This is a genomic window from Cryobacterium sp. Hh11 (assembly GCF_004404045.1).
Lineage (GTDB): Bacteria > Actinomycetota > Actinomycetes > Actinomycetales > Microbacteriaceae > Cryobacterium > Cryobacterium levicorallinum.
Genome location: NZ_SOHF01000025.1, coordinates 257,863 through 281,920 on the forward strand (window position 1 = coordinate 257,863; position 24,058 = coordinate 281,920).

General features: G+C 64.6%; 25 protein-coding genes. 12 read left to right on the forward strand and 13 right to left on the reverse strand.

The window, feature by feature from the left end; genetic code table 11:
* Positions 1-34 precede the first annotated feature (34 nt).
* Genes E3T46_RS12345 through E3T46_RS12355 form a run of 3 tightly spaced genes read left to right on the forward strand, consistent with a single transcriptional unit; the run spans position 35 to position 1,664 of the window.
* A complete protein-coding gene (locus E3T46_RS12345) occupies positions 35-367 on the forward strand; it encodes an ATP-dependent DNA ligase (protein WP_134578760.1) in 333 nt (110 codons plus the stop codon).
* Entirely contained in the window at positions 364-621 is a 258-nt protein-coding gene (locus E3T46_RS12350; protein ID WP_134444212.1) for a hypothetical protein, read from the forward strand. The genes E3T46_RS12345 and E3T46_RS12350 overlap by 4 nt, the downstream gene beginning before the upstream one ends.
* A gap of 35 nt (positions 622-656) precedes the next feature.
* Positions 657-1,664, forward strand: coding sequence for an o-succinylbenzoate synthase (locus E3T46_RS12355; RefSeq protein ID WP_241980700.1), 1,008 nt, complete (start codon positions 657-659; stop codon positions 1,662-1,664).
* Positions 1,665-1,748: 84 nt separating this feature from the next.
* Here E3T46_RS12355 and ccsB read toward each other — a convergent pair whose 3' ends face one another.
* From ccsB to E3T46_RS12380, 5 genes are all read right to left on the reverse strand, one after another.
* Positions 1,749-2,765 carry a c-type cytochrome biogenesis protein CcsB gene (gene ccsB / locus E3T46_RS12360; RefSeq protein ID WP_092448486.1) on the reverse strand — a complete coding sequence of 339 codons (1,017 nt, stop codon included), beginning with the start codon at positions 2,763-2,765 and terminating at the stop codon, positions 1,749-1,751.
* Positions 2,766-2,834: 69 nt separating this feature from the next.
* Positions 2,835-4,505: a cytochrome c biogenesis protein ResB gene (locus tag E3T46_RS12365; protein ID WP_134578802.1), complete on the reverse strand. Its 1,671-nt coding sequence runs from the start codon at positions 4,503-4,505 to the stop codon at positions 2,835-2,837.
* On the reverse strand, positions 4,489-5,250 hold the full coding sequence (locus E3T46_RS12370) for a cytochrome c biogenesis protein CcdA (protein ID WP_092448428.1): 762 nt from the start codon (positions 5,248-5,250) through the stop codon (positions 4,489-4,491). The genes E3T46_RS12365 and E3T46_RS12370 overlap by 17 nt, the downstream gene beginning before the upstream one ends.
* Positions 5,247-5,882: a TlpA disulfide reductase family protein gene (locus E3T46_RS12375; RefSeq protein ID WP_134472386.1), complete on the reverse strand. Its 636-nt coding sequence runs from the start codon at positions 5,880-5,882 to the stop codon at positions 5,247-5,249. Before E3T46_RS12375 ends, E3T46_RS12370 begins: the two co-directional genes overlap by 4 nt.
* Positions 5,879-6,523 carry a histidine phosphatase family protein gene (locus E3T46_RS12380; RefSeq protein ID WP_134578761.1) on the reverse strand — a complete coding sequence of 215 codons (645 nt, stop codon included), beginning with the start codon at positions 6,521-6,523 and terminating at the stop codon, positions 5,879-5,881. Before E3T46_RS12380 ends, E3T46_RS12375 begins: the two co-directional genes overlap by 4 nt.
* 167 nt (positions 6,524-6,690) lie before the next feature.
* On the opposite strand from E3T46_RS12380, the gene aspS reads away from it, so the two are divergent.
* A complete protein-coding gene (gene aspS, locus E3T46_RS12385; RefSeq protein ID WP_104131640.1) occupies positions 6,691-8,019 on the forward strand; it encodes an aspartate--tRNA(Asn) ligase in 1,329 nt (442 codons plus the stop codon).
* 7 nt (positions 8,020-8,026) lie between these two features.
* Here aspS and E3T46_RS12390 read toward each other — a convergent pair whose 3' ends face one another.
* The 5 genes from E3T46_RS12390 to E3T46_RS12410 form a co-directional block, all read right to left on the reverse strand.
* Positions 8,027-8,326, reverse strand: a complete 300-nt coding sequence (locus E3T46_RS12390) for a Dabb family protein (RefSeq protein WP_104131639.1) — start codon at positions 8,324-8,326, stop codon at positions 8,027-8,029.
* Positions 8,323-8,592 carry a glutaredoxin family protein gene (locus E3T46_RS12395; protein ID WP_134578762.1) on the reverse strand — a complete coding sequence of 90 codons (270 nt, stop codon included), beginning with the start codon at positions 8,590-8,592 and terminating at the stop codon, positions 8,323-8,325. The genes E3T46_RS12390 and E3T46_RS12395 overlap by 4 nt, the downstream gene beginning before the upstream one ends.
* 46 nt (positions 8,593-8,638) lie before the next feature.
* Positions 8,639-10,669 carry an Ig-like domain-containing protein gene (locus E3T46_RS12400; protein ID WP_166790271.1) on the reverse strand — a complete coding sequence of 677 codons (2,031 nt, stop codon included), beginning with the start codon at positions 10,667-10,669 and terminating at the stop codon, positions 8,639-8,641.
* Between the two features lie 372 nt (positions 10,670-11,041).
* Positions 11,042-11,140 (reverse strand): AURKAIP1/COX24 domain-containing protein, encoded by a 99-nt coding sequence (locus E3T46_RS12405; RefSeq protein WP_003792170.1) that lies wholly within the window; start codon positions 11,138-11,140, stop codon positions 11,042-11,044.
* A gap of 132 nt (positions 11,141-11,272) precedes the next feature.
* Positions 11,273-11,728, reverse strand: coding sequence for a metalloregulator ArsR/SmtB family transcription factor (locus E3T46_RS12410; protein WP_092448435.1), 456 nt, complete (start codon positions 11,726-11,728; stop codon positions 11,273-11,275).
* Positions 11,729-12,141: 413 nt separating this feature from the next.
* Here E3T46_RS12410 and E3T46_RS12415 point away from each other — a divergent pair, with 413 nt between their 5' ends.
* The 3 genes from E3T46_RS12415 (at position 12,142) to E3T46_RS12425 (ending at position 16,188) form a co-directional block, all read left to right on the forward strand.
* Positions 12,142-13,461, forward strand: a complete 1,320-nt coding sequence (locus tag E3T46_RS12415; protein ID WP_241980701.1) for a potassium transporter TrkG — start codon at positions 12,142-12,144, stop codon at positions 13,459-13,461.
* A 210-nt stretch (positions 13,462-13,671) separates the two neighbouring features.
* On the forward strand, positions 13,672-14,343 hold the full coding sequence (locus tag E3T46_RS12420) for a TrkA family potassium uptake protein (protein ID WP_134472390.1): 672 nt from the start codon (positions 13,672-13,674) through the stop codon (positions 14,341-14,343).
* Positions 14,344-14,499: 156 nt separating this feature from the next.
* Entirely contained in the window at positions 14,500-16,188 is a 1,689-nt protein-coding gene (locus E3T46_RS12425; RefSeq protein WP_134578765.1) for a chromosome partitioning protein, read from the forward strand.
* Between the two features lie 3 nt (positions 16,189-16,191).
* On the opposite strand, the gene proC is transcribed toward E3T46_RS12425, so the two are convergent.
* Positions 16,192-17,040 carry a pyrroline-5-carboxylate reductase gene (proC, locus tag E3T46_RS12430; protein WP_134578766.1) on the reverse strand — a complete coding sequence of 283 codons (849 nt, stop codon included), beginning with the start codon at positions 17,038-17,040 and terminating at the stop codon, positions 16,192-16,194.
* A gap of 92 nt (positions 17,041-17,132) precedes the next feature.
* Here proC and E3T46_RS12435 point away from each other — a divergent pair, with 92 nt between their 5' ends.
* Complete coding sequence (locus E3T46_RS12435; RefSeq protein ID WP_134578767.1) at positions 17,133-18,095, forward strand: cation diffusion facilitator family transporter; 963 nt, start codon at positions 17,133-17,135, stop codon at positions 18,093-18,095.
* 3 nt (positions 18,096-18,098) lie between these two features.
* On the opposite strand, the gene tadA is transcribed toward E3T46_RS12435, so the two are convergent.
* Positions 18,099-18,575 carry a tRNA adenosine(34) deaminase TadA gene (gene tadA / locus E3T46_RS12440; protein ID WP_206751484.1) on the reverse strand — a complete coding sequence of 159 codons (477 nt, stop codon included), beginning with the start codon at positions 18,573-18,575 and terminating at the stop codon, positions 18,099-18,101.
* 44 nt (positions 18,576-18,619) lie between these two features.
* Here tadA and upp point away from each other — a divergent pair, with 44 nt between their 5' ends.
* The 4 genes from upp (at position 18,620) to E3T46_RS12460 (ending at position 22,193) form a co-directional block, all read left to right on the forward strand.
* Complete coding sequence (gene upp, locus E3T46_RS12445; protein ID WP_134444226.1) at positions 18,620-19,252, forward strand: uracil phosphoribosyltransferase; 633 nt, start codon at positions 18,620-18,622, stop codon at positions 19,250-19,252.
* Between the two features lie 493 nt (positions 19,253-19,745).
* Positions 19,746-20,447, forward strand: a complete 702-nt coding sequence (locus tag E3T46_RS12450; protein ID WP_092448442.1) for a winged helix-turn-helix domain-containing protein — start codon at positions 19,746-19,748, stop codon at positions 20,445-20,447.
* Between the two features lie 312 nt (positions 20,448-20,759).
* A complete protein-coding gene (locus tag E3T46_RS12455; protein ID WP_347232618.1) occupies positions 20,760-21,230 on the forward strand; it encodes a MarR family transcriptional regulator in 471 nt (156 codons plus the stop codon).
* A 264-nt stretch (positions 21,231-21,494) separates the two neighbouring features.
* Positions 21,495-22,193 carry an SDR family oxidoreductase gene (locus tag E3T46_RS12460; protein WP_134578768.1) on the forward strand — a complete coding sequence of 233 codons (699 nt, stop codon included), beginning with the start codon at positions 21,495-21,497 and terminating at the stop codon, positions 22,191-22,193.
* 3 nt (positions 22,194-22,196) lie between these two features.
* Here the strand turns inward: E3T46_RS12460 and E3T46_RS12465 are convergent, their stop codons facing one another.
* On the reverse strand, positions 22,197-23,660 hold the full coding sequence (locus E3T46_RS12465) for a cryptochrome/photolyase family protein (RefSeq protein WP_134578769.1): 1,464 nt from the start codon (positions 23,658-23,660) through the stop codon (positions 22,197-22,199).
* Between the last annotated feature and the right edge of the window lie 398 nt (positions 23,661-24,058).

A 24,058-nucleotide genomic window follows, 5' to 3' on the forward strand; every position in this document is an offset into this window, starting at 1 on the left:
GGATCAACCGAATGCACGCGAGCTGGAGCGAGACATGGGAAAGCTGACCTACGACTCGACCCTCACCGCGGACTTCGACGACCGAGTTCTGGCGCATATCCAGGTCGTAGTCGGAGCCAAGCTTCGGCGCGGCGAATCGTTCTATTTCACCTGGCGCAATGACCCGCAGGCGGGCAACGGGCGGACCACCATCTGGCTGCACCCCGGCATCCCAATCGCATACAAGTATTTCGGCAGCCGCTCTCCCACCCTGAACCGCGAGTGGATCGAGGCGCTCATGGCCACGGCCAACTCCTCCGGCGGCCTGCAAATCGTTCCAGAACCCCGCTCCCCGTTCGCGCCATTGAGCTCGAAGGACGAACCATGAACCGCATCGACATCGTCTATGGCGGCAAGCCCTATTCCCTCGGCGGCCGTTCGGTCGAGTCGATCCAGGTAGAGATCGACGGCGCCATCGCTGCCGGGCTGCCGTACTGGTTGCGGGTAAACAGCGGGGAGGGCCGATTCGAAGACGCCTATCTGCTCATCGCCCCCGGAATCGCGGTCGCCCTGGTCAATGTCAGGCCGAACGGCATCGACCACGATCATGAGGGCGATGACCTCGATCAGGATTCGCTCTGACCAACTACCCAGCCGGAGACTGCCAGACTGGATCCATGATGACCTCACTGGATGCCACGGTCCCCCCCTTGGAAGAGCTTCTCGGTTCCGCGCACGTCGTCTCCCTGAAACTGTTCGACCGGTTTCGAGGTCTGGACAGCCGGGAAGCAATGCTGTTCGAGGGGCCGCAGGGCTGGACGGAGTTTTCTCCCTTCGTCGAATACGACGACGCTGAGGCAGTCAACTGGCTGCGGGCCGCGATTGATTTCGGCTGGCAGGACTCGCCGCACCCGCTGCGCACAAGCATTCCGGTCAACGCCACCGTGCCCGCCGTCTCCGCCGACAAGGTCGCCGAAGTGCTCGCCCGTTTTCCCGGCTGCCGCACAGCCAAGGTGAAGGTGGCCAGCCCCGATCAGACTCTGGCCGACGATGTCGCCCGGGTCGCCGAGGTGCGCCGCGTGCTCGGCCCCGAGGGACGCATCCGAATCGATGCGAACGGACTGTGGAATGTGGATGAGGCGGAGCATGCCATTCACGCCCTGAGCGCCTTTGATCTCGAATACGTCGAGCAGCCCTGCCTGACCGTGCCGGAACTGGCCGAGATTCGCCAGCGCACGACCTACCTGAGCGTGCCGATCGCCGCCGACGAGAGCGTGCGCAAGAGCAGCGACCCACTCGCCGTGGCGAGGGCCGGCGCCGCCGACATCCTGGTGATCAAAGCGCAGCCACTCGGCGGCATTCGCGCCGCCCTGTCGATCATCGGCCAGACCGGCCTTCCGGTCGTCGTCTCCAGCGCCCTCGACACCTCGGTCGGGCTGTCCATGGGCGCCCACCTGGCCGCATCCGTTCCCGGCCTGTACTTCGACTGCGGGCTGGGCACGGCCTCGCTGCTGGCCGAGGACGTCACGACCCACCCGCTACTCCCGGTCGACGGCGCGATTCCGCTGCGCCGGGTCACCCCCGACCGTGCTCTGCTCACGCAGCACGCGGCCAGTCCGGAGCGCCGCGACTGGTGGCTGGCGCGCCTCGCGCGCACCCACGCGCTCCTCGCCGCCGCCGAGTAGCGCGCAACCTAATCGCGAAAGCGGGTGAAAGGCCGATTCAAACGGGCTGAAGCAACCTTTCACCCGCTTTCGAGTGACTGCGGGCTACAGGCCAGAGTAGGCGTGCAGGCCCTTGAAGAACACGTTGACGATGCCGAAGTTGAACATGACGGCGCTGAAGCCGATGATCGACAGCCAGGCCGAGCGTGATCCGCGCCAGCCGCGGGTCGCACGGGCGTGGATGTAGCCGGCGTAGATGACCCAGATAATGAAAGTCCAGACCTCTTTGGTGTCCCAGCCCCAGTAGCGGCCCCAGGCCTGTTCGGCCCAGATCGAGCCGGCCATCAGGGTGAAGGTCCACAAAATGAAGCCGACGATATTGATGCGGTAGGACAGATTCTCCAGTGTCACTGACGACGGCAGCGTGGCCAGAAAACGCAGGCGCAGAGCGGATGCGATCGCCCCCCGCGGCGCGGCAGCTCCCTCCAGCACGTGGTTCTCCCGCCGCGACTGCAACAGCTGAACGGTCGACAGGGCGAAGCCGAGCGCGAACATTCCGGTGCCGAGGGACGCCACGAAAACGTGGATCACCAACCAGGCCGACTGCAGCGCCGGCGGCAGCGGGGCGACCTCGACGTAAAACTGCAGGGCGGCAATTCCGAGCAGCACGAGCACGAGGCCGGTGACGAAGGTTCCGAGAAAACGCAGGTCCGAGCGCACCAGCACGAGCAGAAACACCGTCATGATGAGCAGGGTTCCGGTCATCGCGAATTCGTACATGTTCGCCCACGGCACCCGGTCGGCGGCGAAACCGCGCATAACGGTTGCCACGAGGTGCAGTGCCCAGGCAAGCACGGTGAGCGAGACGCCCACCCGCAGGCTCGACGAGCGGCCGTAGGGCATGGCCGCATCGTTGTCCATCCGCGCGCTGAGACGGGACAGCACCGGCCGTTTCAGGGCCGGTCGCTCAAGGGTGCGGGTACCGCCAGCGGATGCTGCGGCGCCGGCCGAAGCAGCGGCATCCGTTTCCACCAGGTCGGCCGCCTCGATCACGCCGACCGCGCTCGAGCGGCGGGCGAGGTCGATCGCGAAGGCGATGAAAGCGAGGGCGTAGACGCCCATCGCCGAATACAGCGCGTAGAGCGAGTACGAGTTGAGCAGTGCGGGGTCAGTCAGATTCACGATCTAAGCCTAAGTCGTTTCGGGGGTGGCGACGATGGGTTGGCGGGACTTGAGCAGTTTCAGATGTCGGTCGGCCAGGGCCGTGACGGCGCTGCCGAGGGCTGGGTCGTCACCACGGGCGAGGCCGGCATATTCGAGGTGAACCGTTCCATCGGCACGCGTGGTCGCCTTCACCCAGACTCGGCGACGCGGCACGAGCAGTCCGGTGAACAGGCCGAACAGCACGAGTGCGGAGAAGGAGATCAGCCAGATCTGGGTCGGATCGTGGTGAATGTCGAAGCTGGCAAAGCGCGGAACCGACTGCTTGAGATCGCCGGCAGCCGAGGCGGCCGGGTCGTTGTCGATGAAGCTGACCGTGCCGAGGTCATTCGGCAGCTCGGTGGACTCGCCCGGCTTGAGTTCGATCGAGTCGACACCGGTGGTGCCGCCGTTCTGCTGGGTCAGATCGTCGGTGACGAGGGCATAAACGGATGTCGGCACGCCGTCATCGAGACCGAGGTCGCCGGTGTACACGTTCAGGGTGAGCAGCGGATACTCGAGGTCGGGGTAGCTGGAGAAGTTCGCCCCGGACTCGGCCTTGTCCTGAGTGGGATAGAAGAAACCGATCATGCCGAGCTGTTCGGCCAAACCGTCTGGCACCTTGACGATGCCGAGCGAGGTGAGGTTGGCGTCCTGCGGCAGAAACGGCACCGAATCGGAGAACACCACGGTGCCGTCGGGGGCCGTGACCTGAATGGTCGGTGCGTAGCCGTTGCCGAGCAGGTAGATGCTCGTGCCATTCGTGCGCAGCGGCCCATTGACCTTAACCACGCCGGGCTCGGCTTCAGCGCCCTTGGGGGTGACGGTCACGTCGGCGGTGAAGTCGATCGGCTGGCCGTAGGCCTGCAGGTTGAGCTGCTCGTAGGCCACCGCGAAGTCGTCGAGGCTCAGGGTGTAGGGGTCGAGGGTTCCGTCGTCGAAGAAACGTCCAGGGTTGAAGGAGTCGTAGGCGAGCAGGGTGTTCACGAAAGTCTGGCCTTCGACCAGCACGCGCTGGCCGCTGAAGCCGTAGCCGCCGCCGAATCCGACGGTGACCAGAACGCCCACCAGGGCGCCGTGAAAGATCAGGTTCCCGGTCTCGCGCAGGTAGCCACGTTCGGCCGAGACCGATGACTCCCCCTCAGCCTCGAACCGGGCGACGCGGTAGCCGCTGGATTTCAGGAGGGTGCGGGCGTGGGTGATGGCGGCGGAGGCATCCGTTTCAGCCGGCGCGTCATGCTCGATGAAACCCGACAGGCGGGAGAGCCGGGCCGGAGTGGTCGGCGGCTTCGCGCGCAGGGCCAGAAAATGGTGTTTGGTGCGCGGAATGACGCAGCCGATGAGCGAGATGAACAGCAATAGGTAGATCGCCGAGAACCAGGCCGAGGTGTACACGTCGAAGGCTTGCAGCTGGTCGAGGACCGGTGCCAGGTCGGGGTTGTCGGCAAAGTACTGGGTGACGCCGTTCGGGTCTGAGCTGCGCTGCGGCACTAACGATCCGGGAATGGCGGCGATGGCGAGCATCAGCAGCAGAAACAGGGCGGTGCGCATGCTCGTGAGCTGACGCCAGAACCAGCGCAGCCAGCCGGTCAGGCCGAGCTTGGGCTGCACGACCCCCGGTGTCTGCGGGCGGGAATCGTAGTGGTCAGATGGCCGGGACAAAGCTGCCAATCACCCCTTGCAGGTCGAGGAGCCAGGCGTTCCAGATGCCGGTCACCATGAGGACTCCGATAACGACGAGCAAAACGCCGCCGAACAGGTTGATGGCACGTATATGCCGTTTCAGGAATGCGACCGATCCGGTGGCCCAGTTGAGGCCGAGGGCGATCAACAGGAACGGAATACCGAGGCCGAGGGAATAGAACAACGCGAGCAGACCGCCCTGCCAGGGTGAGCCGGTGCCAAGGCTGAGGGAGTTGATGGCGGTGAGGGTCGGGCCGGTGCACGGCGTCCAGCCGACCGCGAACACCGCGCCGAGCAGGGGCGCTCCGGCCAGGCCCATCTTGGGGCGCCAACTGGTTTTGATGGTCCGCTGCATCGCGCCGAACTGGCCGACGAAGACCAGGCCGAGCAGAATGACCACGACGCCGGCGATCCGGGTGATCAGGTCGCGGTAGGAGTTGAGCCAGAATCCGGCCGCGCCGAAAACGACGCCGGTGAGCACGAACACCACGGTGAAGCCGAGCACGAACAGGCCGACCCCGGCCAGCAGCCGGTTGCGGCCGCGCCGATCCCGTTTGGAGGTTCCGGTGCGCCCGTCGGTGAAGCCGCCGATGTAGGCGAGGTAGCCGGGTACGAGCGGCAAAATGCACGGGGAGGCGAACGACACCAGCCCGGCCAGGAGCGCGATGGGAATAGCGAAGAGCAGCTGCCCGCTGAAGACGATCTCTCCGAAGGGATTGTTCACTCGCCGGTGCCGCTGTCAATGATCGGGCCAGTCTCCGCGATCGTGTCGCGAATCAGGGTTTCCAGAATGGAGGGCGAGGTGACCTGGCCGAGAATGCGGGCGGCAACCCGGCCTTCGGCGTCGAGCACGAGTGTGGTGGGCACCGCGTTCGGCGGGATGCTGCCGCTGAAGGCGAGCTGCATGGCGCCGGTGTCGACGTCGAGCACCGAGGGGTACGTCACGCTGTAGGTCTCGTTGAACGCGATCGCGTTCGGCGCCTGGTCACGCACGTTGACGCCGAGAAAACTCGCGCCCTCATTCTCGAATTGCGCGTTGATGCTTTGCAGATCGGATGCCTCGGCCCGGCACGGCGCGCAGCTCGCGTACCAGAAATTGACGACCAGAACCTCGCCAAGCTTGTCGGCGCTGGTGACTGTTTCACCGGTCTCGGTCACGCCGGAGAACTCGATGGCCTCGCCGCGGCTTTCGAGGGGGATCTCGGTGACGCTGCCGTCGCCGGCGATGAAGCCCTTGCTCGAGCCCTCGCGGTACTGCTCGGCGAGCGGGTCAGAGGAGCAGCCGGCGAGCAACAATGCGGCTGCGGCGAGACCGGCCAACAGCGGGGCGACCCGGCGACTCTTCACGCGGCTCATACGGCACCCACGTCGTTGCTCGGATCGAGAAGTTCTGCGGCCGGGCTGGCATAACCGGTTTCAGCGAAGTGGTCGCCGCGCCAGGACAGCGTCGTGATGCTCGACAGATCGCACCGCCGGTTGCGCGGGTCGTGGGCGAGTCGTTCATGGGCGAGGGAGCGGTGCACCATCCAGATCGGCAGCTGGTGGCTGACCAGCACAACGTCGCCCTCGTCGACCGAGTTCCAGGCGTCATCGATCGCCGCGAGCATCCGCTTCGAGACAGCCCGAAACGGTTCGCCCCAGCTCGGCCGGAGCGGGTTGACCAGAGCCGGCCAGTTGCGGGGGTCGCGCAGCGCGCCGTCTGGACCGCGCATCCGCTTGCCTTCGAATGCGTTGGTCGGTTCGATAATGCGTTCCTCGCTGTCGACCGGCAGCCCAAAGGCGGCGGCGATCGGTGCGGCCGATTCCTGCGCACGCTGCAGCGGCGAGGCGATCACGCGCACGACCGGGCGGCCGCGCTCGATCAGTTCGGCGGCGGCGGTGGCGGCCATGAGCACACCCTGCTCGGACAACCGGTAGTTCGGCAGCCGTCCGTAGAGCACGCGTTCGGGGTTAAAGACCTCACCGTGACGCACGAGATGCACTTGACTGGCTACCACCCGACCAGTCTACGGAGGCCCCAGCCTTGAAACCGCCGTGAGAGCGCTCAGACGTGAACGATGCTGATGCTCCGGGCGAGGTCATCCAAGATCGGCAACAACTTCAATACCTGTACACCGGGCTCCCCTCGGCGGGGACCTTGGGCGGCTCCGGCTAAGCTCGAATAGTGACTTCGCGCGTATTAATCAAGAACCTGTCCGCTCTCGACGACGGCCCCGTATCGGTGTCCGGTTGGGTCGATACCGTTCGAGACCAGAAAAAAGTGCAATTCGTCGTACTGCGCGACGAATCCGGCGCCGTGCAGCTGGTCAATCCCCGCACAACTGATGCCGATGGCCAGGTCGTCGCCGACGAGCCGGCGACCAGTATCTCGGGTCTCGCCCAGGGCACCTTCGTGACGGTGACCGGTGCGCTCAAGCACGACGAGCGGGTCAAGCTCGGCGGCATCGAAATCAAGCTGGCCACCCTCACCGTCGTGTCGGCCGCCATCCCCGAGACGCCGATCGCGGCCGACTCGAGCCTCGACAAGCGCATGGACTGGCGCTTCCTCGACCTGCGCAACCCGAAGCAGAACCTCATCTTCCGCATTCAGACCACGTTCGAGCACGCGCTGCGCACGTACTGGATAGAGCACGACTTCATCGAGCTGCACACCCCCAAGCTCATGGCCAGCGCGAGCGAGAGCCGCGCCGAACTGTTCGAGGTGGGCTACTTCGAGACGAAGGCATACCTCGCGCAGAGCCCGCAGTTCTTCAAGCAGATGGCGCAGTCGGCCGGCTTCGGCAAGATCTTCGAGGTCGGCCCGGCATTCCGCGCCGACCCCTCGTTCACGAGCCGCCACGCCACCGAGTTCACCAGTGTTGACTCCGAGATCAGCTGGATCAACAGCCACGACGACGTCATGCAGCTGCACGAAGACCTCATGGTCGCCGGCTTCACCGCCGTCAAGGCCCGGCACGGCGACGAGGTCAAAGCCCTGTTCGACGTCGAGGTGACCGTTCCGAGCACGCCGTTCCCGCGCATCCCGCTGGCCGAGGCCAAGGAGATCGTGAAGAGCCGCGGCTACGAGGTTCCCCGCGACGACGACGACATGGACCCGGAGGGCGAGCGCCAGATCGCCGCCTACGTGGCCGAGAAGTACGGACACGAATTCGTGTTCCTCACCGACTACGCCTCGAGCATTCGCCCGTTTTATCACATGCGTCACGAGGGCGACGCGTCGATTACCAAGAGCTACGACCTCATCTTCAACGGCACCGAGATCTCGACCGGAGCCCAGCGCGAGCACCGCATCGAGGTACTCGAAGCGCAGGCGATCGAGAAGGGCCTCGACCCGAAGGAGATTGAGGGCTACCTGGACTTCTTCCGCTACGGCGTGCCCTCGCACGGAGGGTTCGGCATGGGCCTCGCGCGCGTACTGATGCTCATGCTGCACCAGGCATCGATTCGCGAGGTCACCTACCTGTTCCGCGGCCCGACCCGCCTCGAGCCGTAAGGATCAACTAGACCTCGAGGTCGACCGCCAGGCGGTCGGCGACGACGGTACGGATGAACGCGCCAGCCTTCTTGTGCTCCGGGTGCTTCTGGTAGCGGTCGAGGGCCTCGAGGTCGTCGAAGTCGGCGATCAGGGCGACGTCCCAGTTTTCGTTACCGGCAACATCCGGCCCCACCGTCAACGCGCGAATCTCGGGCACAACCCCGACGAGGGCGTTCAGGCCAGCAGCGATCTGGGCCGCGTCGTCGGCCTTCTTGCGCGGGGTGAGAGCGCTGAGTTTCCAGCAGACGATGTGACGAATGGTCATGAGACCTCCAGTAGGGCGGTGCGCAGGCGCACCGGATCGATGCGCCAGTAATTGTGCACCTGGCCGTTAATGAGGAGCACCGGGATGTCCTCCAGGTAGCGCTCGTGCAACTCGGCGTCATCGAGAATGGAACGTTCCTCGAGCGTGATGCTGAGGGCCGATGCGTCATCGGCGAGCTTGGCCACAACCCTGCCGACCACGTCGCGTGCGTCGTCACAGAGGTGACAACCGGGCTTGCCGATCAGGGTGAGGTGTGCGGTGGGCATGGGTCTAGCCTACGAGGCCGCGGTTACTCGACTAGACCATGCTCTGCTAGATGGAGCTGCCGGTTCGGAACGTCCAGGTTTTCGTTGCAAGGGGATTGCCGGCCGCATCCCGCACCGCACTGGTACCGCCCGTAATCGTCACCCGGTACAGCGTGTTGGACGCGAGCGTCACGGAGGGATTGATCGTGAGAACTTTCGTCGTCGAATTGAAGCTCCTCACCGCCGTAATCACCGTGCCGGTCGAAGCATTCGTCAATTTCACCGTTGACGCACTCACTCCGATGATCGCTTCGCTGAAGGTCGCCGTCGCGTTGGCGGCACGGCGAACGGATGTCGCCCCCGATGCCGGGCTGACACTGGTAATAGTGGGTACCGGCCCCGACGTGAACGACCAGGAGGTGGGCACTAACGGGTTGCCGACGGCGTCCAGCAGGCCAGCCACGTTGACCGAGAAGAGTCTGTCGGCGCCGAGGGTGGCTGTGGGGTTGAGCGTCGCCGTGCGGGTTGTCGCGTCATACGTGACGGCCGCTGGCACGAGCGTCGTTCCCGTCTTCATCGTGATCGTGGTCGTCGAAACCTTCGTCACCGGCTCGCTGAAGGTGACCGTGACGTTGGCGGTCCGGCTGATTGCGCGGGCATCCGTTCTGGGGACCGCCGCGATGATCGTGGGTGCCGGACCCGACTGAAACGACCAGCTCGTGCCGGCGATCACGTTGCCGGCAATGTCACGCACACCGGTCACGGTCACGGTATAGAGCGTGTCCGCTGCGAGGGTCGACGACGGGTTGAGTGTGGCGACGTTTGTCCCCGAGGCGTAGGTCACGGCCGCAGCTACCGTTGCCGTTTTGGAGCGCAGTGAGAACGAGCTCGCCGTCACATTGATGACCGGTTCGCTAAACGTCGCCGAGATGTTCGCCGTCTGGCTGATCGACCGTGCATTGACGACCGGCACCCGGCTAGTCACGGTCGGCGGGGTGACGTCGCTGTTCCCCAGCGAGACGTCGCTGTTCCCCGGCGAGACGTAGAGCAGATAGTTGCTCGTTGACCGAGCGTCGAAGACCACCCCCTGCGTTGCCTGTGCGGAAAGAAAGTCGTCGATTTGTGCGGGAGTTGACGACGCGTTGACCTGTAGGTACCGCGCTACGGCACCGGTAACATGGGGCGCTGCCATGGATGTACCGCTCATCAGCGTATTGTCAGTATCCGACCCGATGAAGCTGGAGCGAACCCCGCTACCGGGGGCAAACAGGTCGACGCACTCCCCGAAATTGGAGTAGCTCGCCCGGTAGTCGCCCGCGTCGGTTGCGCCGACGGTGATCGCCGCGGGCGTCTCGGCCGGAGAGGCGGTACCGCACGAGTCCTGCGACCTGTTGCCCGCAGCGACGACGACCGGCACGCCGGCTGCCGAGGCGTTTTCCACTGCCTCGTCCAGCAGAGCATTGGACTCGCCGCCGCCGCTGATGTTAATGACCGAGGGGCCTGACCGGTAGGTAACGACCCAGTCAACGGCAGCGATCAGGTCCGAGACGTAGCCGCTCCCGCCGCAGTCGAAGACGCGGAGGGCGACCATGCTCACAGACTTCGCAATACCGTAGGTCGTACCGCCAATGGTGCCGCTGACATGCGTGCCGTGGCCGTTGCAATCGCTGGCGTCGCTGTCATCATCGACGAAGTCATAGCCGCTCGTCGCCCGACCACCGAACTCGGTGTGGGTAAGCCGGATTCCCGAGTCGATCACATAGACCGTCACGCCAGCCCCTGACGTTCCATAGTCGTAGGTGCCAGAAAGAGCGGAAGAATGCTGGTCGATGCGGTCTAGTCCCCATGGGGCATCCGGCTGCAACGTGTCGATGTGAGTTGCGGTATCCAGCTCGACCCGCTCGACCAGGGGGCTGCTGCGCAAGTGCGCGATTTGGGCCGCGGTGAGCTCGGCCGAGAAACCAGCGAATGCCGCGCGGTAGCGGTTGTCAATCCTGACGCCCGCCCGGCTCTGAGCCTCGGCGAGGGCGACTCCGGCAGCGGATGACGCCGCCTGCACGATCACTGATTGGCGGGGATCAGCAGGATCCGCAGCCATGGCAGCGCCTTGCGCGCTCGCTGCGAGCATGGCGGCCGGGCTAGCCGCTTGTGCCGTGAAAGTGCTGGTAGGCAGTACAATCCCAGCAAGCACCAGCAGCGGGATGATTATGGCAGCAGTACATCGACGCAAGAGCGCCGAGGGAGCGTGGTTCACGGGTGTAGCCTCTCGGACGCTAACGCCCACGTATTCCATCAATAGTGATGCCGCGCACCATGGCACCGCCACCCCCATTCGGGGTAATGGCACACCGACGCTATGCTACCGGTGCAACGCGCAGGAACACCACTCCGCCCAGCCGTCTCTCAGGCAAGCAAAAAGCGCCAGTCCCGAAGGGCTAGCGCTTTGCTCACAGAACGACGAGGAGTCGTTCTACTTCTTATTACGACGCTGGTGGCGAGTCTTGCGAAGCAGCTTGCGATGCTTCTTCTTCGCCATACGCTTGCGTCGCTTCTTAATTACAGAACCCACACGGACCTCACAAGTATTGGTTTAGTCGCGGGGCCCGCGACTGACACGAAAACACCATTCTATCGGACAAAACGCTCTCCAACTACTCAACCGTCGGATCGGGCCGGTCGCGGGAACGCGAAACGCCCGATTTCAACCGTTTCTGCGCCACTTCTTCGCGGTCGCATCCTTGACCACCTGGGACATCTGCGAGGCGTCGGCGAATGCCTTGCCGATGGCCGAGGCGAAGGCGCGCTGCTCGTCTTTCAACCCCTCACCCTCCAGATCGGCGGTCTTGACGGCCTGATCGAAGTCGACGCTGAGGAACGGGATCAGCCAATCCTCGATCTCCTCGAGCGGCGAATATTCCAGTCGGTAGAAGCGGTGTTGCCCGTCTTCGCGCACGGTGACCAGACCGGCTTCACGCAGCACCTTGAGGTGCTTGGAGACAGTCGGCTGGCTCAGCCCGAGATGACCGACGATGTCGGACACGCTCAGTTCGCTGCGCCCCGCGCTCCCGGGCTCGCCGGCGGGATCAGCCCGCTCCAAGAGGATGCGCAAAATGTCGCGTCGCGCCGAGTCTGCCACCACGGTGAAGATGTCTGCCATACCCTCAGGGTAGTCATTCGTACTGGGTAAAAACCACCGCTGCGTAGTACCATGTCAAACTTGCACAGGTCGCAGGTCAATCGGGGGTTCCAGGTGTTGTCGAGAACCGGGACAGGGCCGCCCATCCCCCGCCCACTCTCTATTTTGGTGCGCATCCGGGACCGTGTGAGGGCGTGATTTTTCACACACGGTCTTAATGAGCGTGCCCTGATCGATATCGATGGCAGCGGCGCGCCAAGGTCACGACTCTCGGACCAATGGCGGGCCGGATCGATACCTGCGGTTTAATTGAGTCATTAGAGTGTCGGCGAGTTTGGTCAGCGACCCTCATCGTCGAGCGGAGAATCCCCATGCACCACGCCCACTCCGAACCAAGTCAAACGCGGGAGCCTCGGTCCCTGATCCGCGAGTTCGTGAAACGTTCGCCCTCCCGGGCAGCAGCACTCATCTTCGTCGCGGCCGCTCTCTTCTTCGCTATCGTCTTGTCTCTTCCGATCGCTGCGGCAGATGGGAACCGAACGCCTCTGCCCGATGCCATCTTCACCGCCGTCTCGGCCGTGACAGTGACGGGCCTGACGACGCTGGACACAGCAACTCACTGGTCTTTCTTCGGACAGGCGGTGATTCTGCTCGCTATCCAGATTGGCGGGCTCGGCATTGTCACGATTGCCCTGCTCCTGGCGCGGGCGGTTACTCGGCACCTGGGTCTCGGAGACAAGGTCTTCGTTCAGCAGAGCCTCGGCACGTCGAGGCTCGGTGAGGTCGGCAGTCTACTTCGCACCGTGGTGCTGACCACGCTAGCGATCGAAGCGGCACTCGTGGCAGTTCTGATCCCACGGTTCGTGATGATCGAAGAGAACTGGTGGGACGGCGTCTGGCACGGACTCTTCTACGGAATCTCCTCGTTCAACAACGCCGGCTTCGTCTCGCATGCGGGCGGCCTCGGCCAGTTCGATGGCGACTACTGGATTCTGACCCCGATCATGATCGGAGTATTCGTTGGAAGTTTCGGCTTCCCCGTGTACCTGACCTTGATCCAACACAAGTGGAATCGAAAGCGCTGGACCCTGCACACCAAGCTAACCCTCGGCACGACCACCCTTCTGCTCATCGCCGGAGCGGTTGCCTGGGGAGCCATGGAATGGGGAAATGAACGGTCAATCGAACGCCTCAGCATCCCGGACAAGCTCTTCCACGCCTTATTCGCCTCGACCATGATGCGTTCCGGCGGATTCGCCATCACGGACACGAGCGAATCGAACCCGATCACCCTCCTCGTGACGGACGCATTGATGTTTGTCGGTGGCGGATCCGCATCGACGGCGGGAGGCATCAAAGTGGTCACGCTCGCGGTCCTCTTCCTCGCCATCGTCGCGGAAGCTCGTGGCGATAGGCGCGTCATGATCGGCGGCCGGACGATTCCCGACGGCACCCTGCGGCTCGCCATCAGTGTCACATTCCTTGGCGCCACGCTCGTGCTCGTGGCGACCGGGCTCATCATGATGGTCAGCGATGAGCCGCTGGATCGCATCCTCTTCGAAGTTATCTCCGCTTTCGCTACCTGCGGCCTGTCTGTTGGGCTCAGCGAAGAGCTGCACCCGGCGGGAAAATACGTGCTTAGCCTCCTCATGCTGGCCGGCCGGATTGGCCCGATCGGTCTGGCTGCTGCCCTTGCGCTCAAACAACGCAATGTTCTCTACTCGCTCCCGGAAGAACGCCCGATCGTTGGGTAGTCCGTTCAGTCAGGCAACTTTGGCCAGGCTCGCTGGCCGTCGAACCGTTCGATCGCCCTGTTGATTTTCGGCATGGTGGTTTACCGGAAGGCGTGTACGTGATGGCGGCCACGATGTTCATGGGCCGGGTTGGTACAGTGACTCTCGCGGCAGCAGTGGCCGCAAGCCAGAGCAGGCAACTGTTCAAACACCCGGAAGAGAGGCCCATCGTTGGTTGATCGCATCAAACACGACGCTCCCGTACTCATCGTCGGGCTCGGGCGTTTCGGTGCTGCCACAGCCGGCCAGCTCGACCGTCTCGGCCGCGAAGTGCTCGTGGTCGACACGAGTGAGGCGCTGGTGCAGAAATGGTCGGAGCGAGTCACCCACGCTGTGCAAGCGGATGCCCGCTCCCTCGAGGCGCTGCAGCAAATCGGCGCCCAGGACTTCTCCATCGCCGTCTGCGCAACCGGTGCCTCGGTCGAAGCGAGCGTGCTCATCGTGGCGAACCTGGTTGACCTGAAGATCCCGCAGATCTGGGCCAAGGCCATTTCCAAGTCACACGGCAAGATCCTCGAACGCATCGGCGCTAACCACGTGATCTACCCCGAGGCCGAGGCCGGGGAACGCGTTGCCCACCTCGTGTCGGGTCGCATGCTCGACTTCATCGAGTTTGATGATGACTTCGCCCTCGTGAAAATGTACCCGCCGAAGCAGATCCGCGGCCTCAAGCTGGTGGACTCCGGCGTGCGTCGCAAGTACAACGTCACGGTGGTCGGCGTGAAGAGTCCGGGAAAGCCGTTCACCTATGCCACCGCTGAGACGGTGGTCTCCAACCACGACCTCATCATCGTGTCGGGCGCCGAAGCCGACATCGAGCGGTTCGCGGCGCTCGGATCTTAGCCGATCAGCATCCGTTCTGGCGGAATGCACCCGGATTCGGTGAATAATCCTCCAATTCGTGGACGGCGACCGGCTATTCTCCTACTACGGACATAACTCGTCGCAGCTCGGCGAGGCTGCCTGTGGCGTCATGTCCGAGGACGGAAAGGCTCACCCATGTCACGAAACGTTCCCGCGCTCCCCGATACCGTTGCGCCCGAGGCCGGATTCACGGCGCCTGACACCACCGCTGACATCATCGCCGAAGTGCAAACCGATACGACGGGCGAGGTCACCATCAACGGCGCAACGCGCACGGTGACCGGCAACGATGAAGCCGGCGTGCGCGAGGAGATCATCGGTCTCGTCGTCGAGACTGCCCGCACCCGCGGACAGTCTGTGCTGCTGCAGGTCAGCGACGAGCAGGGCGACTGGCCGCTGACGGTGCACCCGAACGGACGCGTCGAGTCCGCCGGACCGGTCGTCGTCGGGCGGCATCCCAAGCCGGCGCACACCGTGCCGCTCCCCGTGCAGAACAGTTCGCCGCGGCCTGCCGTGCCGATCGAAGCGGATGCGCGCACCCCGTTTGCTGCGCTGCTGCAGCCGCCCGCCGCAGAAGCCGCCGCCGCCGATGAACCCGACGATGAACCCGTCAGCCTGTTCGAATCCCTGCTCGCTCCTCTGGCTGTTGCCGCGGAGCCGCGGGCATCCGTCGGCGGAGCAGAGCGGACACCGTCGCTGCCAGTCGCGTCAGCGCCGGTCATATCAATGCCGGTCGCATCGGTGCCGGTCACATCGGTGCCGGTCACATCGGTGCCGGTCACATCGGTGCCGGTCACATCGGTGCCGGTCACATCACGTCCAGCCACCTCGCCATTCGTCACCTCGCCCGCTGCCGCTGCCGCTGCCGCGACCGCCGCGACATCGACCACCGTCCCGCCCAACCTCGCCGATTTTCTGAGCTCGCGGCCGCCGGCACCGACCGGTCCGGCCGAGCACGGCTGGCAGGGCGCCATGCGCCGCCTCACCGGCGGGCTGGTCTCGCTCGCGCCGAGTCCCACCGAGCAGATGCAGCGCAGCGCCATCAGCGCCGTGCAGCGCAGCCTGAACGGCCCCCGCACGATCGTGGTCCTCAACCCCAAGGGCGGGGCGCACAAAACAACCGCAACGCTGCTCATTGCGGCAACGTTCGGCATCTATCGCGGCGGCTATACCCTCGCCTGGGACAACAACGAGACCATGGGAACCCTAGGCGTACGCGCCCAGGCCGCTCGGCACACCAATACGGCCGTCGATCTGTTGCGCGACCTGGATCGCTTCGGTGATGCTCGCTCCCGGGTGGGCGACCTAGACAACTATGTACGGTCGCAGGGCGACGCCCAGTTCGATGCACTCGCCTCCGACCTCGATCCGGCCGGAGCGGCGAGCATCGACGATGTCGCATTCCGCAAACTGCATACAACGCTCAGCCGCTTCTACCGGGTGCTCGTCATCGACACCGGCAACAATATGCGGGCCAGCAACTGGGAGGCGGCCGTGGAGACCGCCGACCAGCTCGTGATCGTCTCGACCATCCGCGAGGACACCGGTTACGGTGCAGCCTCGCTGCTCGACGGCCTGCGCCAGAAGGGGCACGCCGACAAGGTCGCCCAGGCGGTGACCGTACTCGCTTCACCGTCGAAGACCGCGGATGAGCAGTTGTCCGCGCGCCTGCACGACCACTTTCGCCAGCTCACCCGCACCGTCGTCGACGTTCCCTACGACGCTTCGCTGGTCGGCGGCGGACCGCTCAACGTCGACGCGCTGGCGCCCCGCACCCGCTCAGCCTGGCTGCAGGCGACGGCCGCCATCGCCGAGGGGCTGTAGGCGCTAGGAAGCGGCGAGTTCCTTCGCACGCGCCAGGGCGGCATCCGTTGCGGTGTCGAAGAGTTCCTTGAGGCCACCCTTTTCGAGCTCCCAGACGGCGCGCTCGGTGGTGCCGGCCGGACTCGTGACTAGGCGGCGCAGTTCGCTCGGCGACTTGTCCGAAACGGCGAGCAGCGAGCTCGCACCGAGGAAGGTTCCGTTGACCATGATGGCCGCTTCTTCGGGCGTGAACCCCTTGGCGATGGCCGTTTCGGTGAGCTGCTCGATCAGGTAGAACACGTACGCGGGGCCGGAGCCGCTGATGGTACTGAGGGCGTCGAGCTTGCTCTCGGGAACGACCAGAACGTCGCCGACGGTCGCGAACAGGGCACGGGTGAGTTCGAGGTCAGCGTCGCTCGATCGGGTGCCGGCGCTGATGCCGGTGACGGCCATGCCGACGACGGCGGGCGTGTTCGGCATGGTGCGGATGACGTGCACGGTGCTCGGCAGGAGCGATTCGAAGGTGTCGATGGTGACGCCGGCCGCGACGCTCAGCACGAGCGTGCCGGGAGCGAGCGACGTGCCGATTTCCGCCAGCAGATCGGCGACCATGTACGGCTTGACGGCGATAATGACGATCTGGGCGCCGTCGATGGCTTTGAGGTTCGCGTCAGCGTCGATTTCGGTCGCGTAGGCGGTGACACCCTCGGTGTCGGCCAGCTCGGCGGCCTTCACCGCGGTGCGGTTGGTTACGCGAATGCCGCCCTCAACGGTGACGCCGGGCTTCAGCAGGCCGGCCAGAATGGCGCGAGCCATGGAGCCGGCGCCGAGGAAGGCGATCGTGGGCAGAGTCACATTCGGGGAAGAAGTCATCCGACCAGTCTACTTTTTCCGTCATCGAGGTGCCCAAAACGCCCCACCTGAGCGCAGCCTCCGCCAGCTGGCGCCGGTTCTAAGATGATCCCATGAGCGCATCGGGCGGAAACAAGGCAATCGTGGCGGCCTTCGCGGCCAATCTGGGCATTGCCATCACCAAGTTCGTGGCCTGGGCTTTTTCCGGCTCCTCCTCGATGCTGGCGGAGGCGGTGCACTCGGTAGCGGATGCCGGCAACCAGTTGCTCCTGCTGCTCGGCGGCCGCAAGGCGAAGAAGCGGGCCGATCTGGAGCATCCGTTCGGCTATGGGCGCGAACGCTACGTCTACGCCTTCGTGGTGTCGATCATCCTGTTCTCGATCGGCGGTGTGTTCTCGCTCTATGAGGGTTTCGACAAGCTGCAGCACCCGCATCCGCTCGAAAATGCCTGGCTGCCGATTCTGGTGCTCACTATCGCCATGGTCCTCGAGGGCTATTCGCTGCGCACCGCGATTCGGGAATCGAACCATGTGCGAGGGAAGCAGAGCTGGGTGCAGTTCGTGCGTCACGCGAAGGCGCCCGAGCTGCCCGTCGTACTGCTCGAAGATGTCGCGGCGCTCACCGGGCTGACCTTCGCCGTCGTGGGTGTCGGCCTGACCATCATCACCGACGAGCCGATCTGGGATGCGATCGGCACGCTCGCCATTGGCGCGCTGCTCGTGCTGGTCGCGATCATTCTCGGCGTTGAGACCAAGAGCCTGCTGGTCGGCGAAGGCGCCAGCAGGAGAGACCTAGATGCCATCGAGGCGGCCATTCTCGACGGCCCGGAGACCAGGCGCATCATTCACCTCAAGACCCTCTATCTCGGCCCGGACGAGATTCTGGTCGGCGCCAAACTCGCCTTTGACGGCGACCACCGCTTTACCGACGTCGCCGCGGATATCAACGCCGTGGAGACCCGCATTCGAGCCGCCGTGCCGTTGGCCCGCACCATCTATCTCGAGCCGGATATCTACTTCGACCCGAACCTGGCCGACCCGCCGACCGACAGCTTCGTGATCAAGGGACTCGAGTAGGACTCAGCGCCGGCTTCTGCGCGCCGGATCCTCGAAGAATTCCCGCAGAATGGTGCCGCACTCGACCTCGTTGACGCCAGCGAAGACCTCGACCCGGTGGTTGAGTCGGCGGTCGCGCAGCACGTCGTAGACCGATCCGGCCGCTCCCGCTTTTTCATCCCAGGCGCCGAAGACGACCGTGGGCAGCCGGGCGGCGAGGATGGCGCCGGCGCACATGACGCAGGGCTCGAGCGTGACGATCAGTGTGCATTCGGTCAGGTGCCAGTCCCCGGTGTGCGCGGCGGCCTGGCGAATGGCGACGACCTCGGCGTGCAGGGTGGGGTCCTGGTGCAGTTCGCGCTCGTTGCGGCCCCGGCCGATCACCTGGCCCGCGCTGTCGACGATGATGGCGCCGACTGGCACGTCGTCGGAAGCCAGGGCGGCGCGCGCCTCGGTCAGGGCCAGCAGCATCCACTCATCGTGTTGGTCTCGTGCACCCATGTCTCACCTCATCGCGTCAGTCTGCCTCTAGTAGAATCGAGCCTATGCGAGTCCACGTTGCCGACCACCCGCTCATCACGCACAAGCTCACCGTGCTCCGCGATAAGAACACGCCGTCACCGCTGTTTCGATCACTGGTCGAGGAGCTCATGACACTGCTCGCTTATGAAGGTACGCGCGGCGTGCGGGTGGAAGCCGTGACCGTGCAGACCCCCGTATCGGCCGCGCAGGGCGTGCGGATCAGCGATCCGAAGCCGCTCGTCGTGCCGATTCTGCGCGCCGGCCTGGGAATGCTGGAAGGTATGGTCAAGCTGCTGCCGACCGCCGAGGTCGGTTTTCTCGGAATGGCCCGCAACGAAGAGACGCTGCAGCCGACGACCTACGCCGAACGCCTGCCCGACGATCTGTCGGATCGGCAGTGTTTCGTACTCGACCCGATGCTCGCCACCGGCGGCTCGCTCATCGCCGCGATCAACTTTTTATTCGACCGCGGCGCGGTCGACGTGACGGCCATTTGCATTCTGGCGGCCCCGGAAGGCCTCGCCGCCGTCGAGGCGGCACTGGCCGGCCGCGAAGTCACGATCGTGCTGGGCGCCGTCGACGAGAAGCTGAACGAGCTGGGCTACATCGTGCCCGGCCTCGGTGATGCGGGCGACCGCCTGTACGGCCTCGTCTGATCTCATGCAGGTCCTGCGACCGACGACACGCTAGGCCTAAGTCACATCAATAATCTTTGATCGATCCGCGTTTCATCATGCAATATTTCACAAAGACGTGATTTTGCACGGAATCGCCTAAACGGGCAGCACGCTGCGAACGTGTTGCACGTCATTCGGCGACTTGCCGCGACGCCAAATTGACACGCGGCGTCACATTCCGCTTTACTCACAGTTATGACAACCAGCGCACGCCCCCTGACCTCCCTCGAGGCCCCCGGGACTGCCGCCATGATGATGGCCGGCACCCCCGCCATCCGCTGTTGCCGAATGTGCCGCTAACCGCGACTTTCCCCCTCGCGTTCACTGCCTGACAGTTCAGGCTGACGCCCCGAATGCTTTTAGATGCATTCGCCTTCCGGCCCCACGGGCCACACCTCGAGTCTCAGGCACGGAAAAAGCGCTTCGCGCATCCGTCGGGCTCCCGTCGATCGAACAGTCAAGGACCTCTCCCATGTCTCTCGCACACATCCACGCCACTCGCCCCACGTTCAACCGCCCCGACCTGACCCTGGCCCCACCGGTGGCCACCCCCCGCATTCGCGCCGTGCCCAGCGGCACCGAGGCTCGCGGCTTCGTGCTCTACGTCGGCATCGATGAAGCCAAGGCGGCCGCGGCCGGCACAAGCCTGAACCGCATCGTCGAGGCGCTCAAGGCCCTCGCCGCCGACATCGCCCCCTCGTCCGAGACCTACGCCGCCGTCGCTTTGGCGCCCCAGGGCGCCGGCGGCCGCGACGTTGACGTCGTGCGCCTGGCCCTGCAGGATCCGGCCGCACTCGCCGCCCACCGCGCCGAGCCCGAAGAACTCGACCGAGCCCGCAGCGGTGTCGTCGTCGACATCTCCCGCAAGCGCGTCATTCTCGATAACGAGACGGCAGCACTGACCTACAAGGAGTTCGAGCTGCTGCAGTACCTCGTGCTGCGTGAGGGCCGCACCATTGACCGGGCCGAAATCATTTCGTCGCTGTGGAACTCCGCCGACGAGGAAGACACCCCGAACGAACGCACCATCGACGTGCACGTTCGCCGTCTGCGCTCCAAGCTCGGCCGCTACGAAGACATCGTGCGCACGGTGCGCGGTGTCGGCTACCGCTTCGACCGCCACGCGGACGTCGCCATCCGCCAGTCGACCACGCCGAGCCCCGACCTGTTCTGAACGGCCGCTCACGTGCTGCCGGTTAAAAGGACTGAGGGCCAGTCGCAGAGGCTACGACTGACCCTCTTCCCTTGCACCAAGAGTGTCCTGCAATCACATTTCACGTCGTCCGCCACAGCAAACGGTTGACGCACCTAAAACATATAACGAATAGGTAACGGGCGCCACCTTTGGGCCAGAAAATCACCTGCGAGTTTCATGCACGGCATCCGTTTTTCTCAAAAAGCGGATGCTACCGGCCCAGCCACCGACCCTGGCCCAGCCTGCCCCGCCGAGTCTCTATCCTTGATAGAACGAGGTTAGGAGCCGCAGGTGGTGGATCGAACAATCGCGGTGGGCGCGTGGGAATCGCTGTTTCGTGCCCAGGTGGCCATCATGCGCAGCCTGGCCGCGAATTTTCCGTCCAAGGAGATTTCGCTCAACGAGTACGACGTGATGTTCAACCTGTCTCGGCAGCCGGAGCGGCGCATCCGCTTGCGTGATCTCAATCAGCACGTGCTGTTGACTCAGCCGAGCGTGAGTCGCCTCGTTGATCGGCTCGTGTCGCGCGGGTATCTGCACAAGCTCAGCGACCCGAGCGACGGGCGCGGCGCGATCATCGAGCTCACCGAGGCGGGCCTGGCCCTGTTTCGACGGGTCGCTGTTCTACACATGGGCGCGATCACCGAGCGCATTGGCGAGTCCCTGACTCAGGCCGAACTGCTGCAGCTCGCCGCGCTGTGCGACAAGCTGCGCGTCGACTGCCCTGGCGAGCGTGACGAGGACCCAACACTCGACGCTTGACCCACGCCGGCCATCGAAAGGTCGGGCGATGGAACGAGGGCCCTACCCCTCGTCCCACCGAGGCAGTCCCTCGCAGGAATGCCTTCCTCACCGTGCGCCCGAACATTGCCCGGTGAGAAAATCGGGTGTAACCACGTACCGATCCCTGGGAACAAAACGAACGCAGATCAGTTGAGCAATGCTCGCTTCGGTCGATGCTATCCCAGCTGGGGGACGGAAACCCTAATCTTGCGCAAGCACTCAGCATCTCCTTATCATGAAGCCATGGCTTCCCTCTCCGGTTCATCCGTTCTCATCGTCGGCGCTACCGGTGGCTTGGGCCGCGAAATTGCCCAGCTTCTGAGCGAAGAGGGCGCTCTGCTCACCCTGCACGGGCGCAGCGCTGAGCGTCTCGCCGAACTCGGCATCTTTGGAGCGACGGTCACTGGCGACCTGAGTGATCCGAGCACGGCCGCACAGCTCGTGTCCGCCGCCCTAGCCGCACACGGCCGCCTCGACGGAATCATCAACGCCGCCGGAGTCGTAGCGTTCGGCCCCTTAGCGGATGTCGCTGACGAAACAATAGATACCCTGATGGCGGTGAACGCGACGGCACCGATGCGCCTGCTCCGGGCAGCCCTTCCCGCTCTGACCGAATCATCCGGCGGGCATCGTGATCCGTTCTTTGTCACGCTCAGCGGCATTGTGAGCGAGCGCCCAACCGCGAACATGGCGGCATACTCGGCCTCGAAGGCAGCCCTCGCGGCCTTCGCGCAAGCGGCGGGCCGGGAGATGCGACGGGACGGCATCCGCTTTCTTGATGCACGACCCGGCCATACCGAAACGGGACTGGCCACCCGACCGATCCAGGGGTCAGCTCCGCCACTACCTACCGGCTATCAGCCAGCGGATGTCGCCCGACGCGTCGTCGACGCGATCATCTCCGGCGAGCGCGACCTGCCGAGCACCGCCTTCGCCGGATAGGCCCTACCAGTCCGTACGCGTGCGCTCCTGAGCCACAACCTCGTCGCGGTCCACAAGACGCCTCAGGCCGGCGAGCGGCTGGGCCATGCGGTGATTACCGCGGATGCGCGGCTCCACGCGATCCAGGAATGCCCAATATCCGGCCGTGAACGGGCAGGCCTCCGGACCCAGCCGAATTTTCGGATTGAACCGACAGCCCCCGCAGAAATCAGTCATCTTCGAGATATAGGCGCCACCGGCGGCGTAGGGCTTCGTCGCGACAATGCCGCCGTCGGCGTGCTGCGACATGCCGACAACGTTGGCCGGCATGACCCACGGTGTTCCGTCGACGAAGGCATTGATAAACCAATCCGACAGTGCCGACGGTTCGTAGCCTCGCTGCAATGACCAGTTGCCCAGAATCATGAGGCGCTGGATATGATGCGCATACCCGGTGCGGGAAACCTCATCGAGCACGTGACTCAGGCACCGCGCTTCGACGGCTGCACCGTTCAATTCCAGAAACGCCGGCGGAAGCGGCTCATGGGCTCCAAGAAAGTTGCTCTCCGCGACGTAGTTCTCGCCGAGGTGCCAGTACAGGTGCCAGACCCAGTCCCGCCAGCCCATGATTTGGCGCACCACGGCTTCGGCGCTGGGCAGCGGAACCTGACCGGAGTGGTACGCCGGGACGACCGCGTCGATGACTTCTTGCGGATGCAGGAGGCCCAGGTTGAGCGGGACACTCAACCGCGAGTGGGCCATCGTGCTGTCCCCGATCAGCGAGGCATCCTCGAAGGGCCCGAAGTCCGACAGTCGCGTTTCGACGAAATCATCCAGCGCGGCAAGCGCTTCCGCGCGGGTGGCCGCAAATCGGCGCGGGCCATCCGCTCCGATCAGGTGCACTCGGCCCTCGGCGACGAGACGGTCAAGGTCTCGGCGCACCTCCTCGTCGATGTCGTCTTCGACCGGGGCCCACGGTTCGGGCAGGCCGAGACTGGCCGCACGCTTCGGGGGCGGCTGTCGATTGTCGTGATCGAAGTTGAAGCGCCCGCCCTCCGGCTCAGGGCCACGCATGAGTGTGCCGGTGGTTGTGCGCACGTGGCGGTAGAACTGTTCCATCACGAGCCGGGATGCGGGCCGGCCGTCGGCCCAGCCTGCGAAGTCCTGCTCGCTCGTCACGAAGCCTCGACTCGGCAGAACGGATGCGCCCAATTCTGCGACCAGCGCGCGTGCGCCCCACGAGGTGGGGTTGATCACCTCGAGGTCACGGCCCTTGAGCACGTCCCGGTAGTGCTCGGCTCGCAGAAACTCTGCGCGATCACCCAACTCCCGCGCGCGGTGGCGAAGTGCGCTCAGGATGAGGTGGGCTTTAGCCCGGTGATACGTGCGTCGCCCCAGCACGGCAGTCGCCTCGACCAGCACAATGGGCCCACCGTCGTCGTAGTGCGGACCGAGCTGATCAGCGAAAAGAAAGCGAGGCCGGGTCATAGCGCGATCTTACCGAAAATGGGCTTTGAGCTACCGGTCCAGCCGCTCGGGTCCGGCGCAGACGGCGTCCGGCGACCCTGAAAAGAAAAGTCCCGCTCGACGCACGGTCGAACGGGACTGATGCTGCGCGCCTGAAGCGATACGAATATCCATGCAGAGGCGGGCGACTGCCTCAGCCGTTAGTAGACATCGTGACCGCAGAAGGGCACTTGTCGGGACCTTGCGGGTGCATTTGGTCTTTGAACACGGTGTGGCCCTTTTCGCATGAAGCGTCGAGTTGCCAGTTACCTGTGCGAGTTTTGGAAGCACCTGTTCTAAACATTTCTGTCTAGGAAGGAAATGACCGGCTCAAGAAACTGACTCCTAAAGGTTGACATCTTCCGCCGCCGCGCAATCAG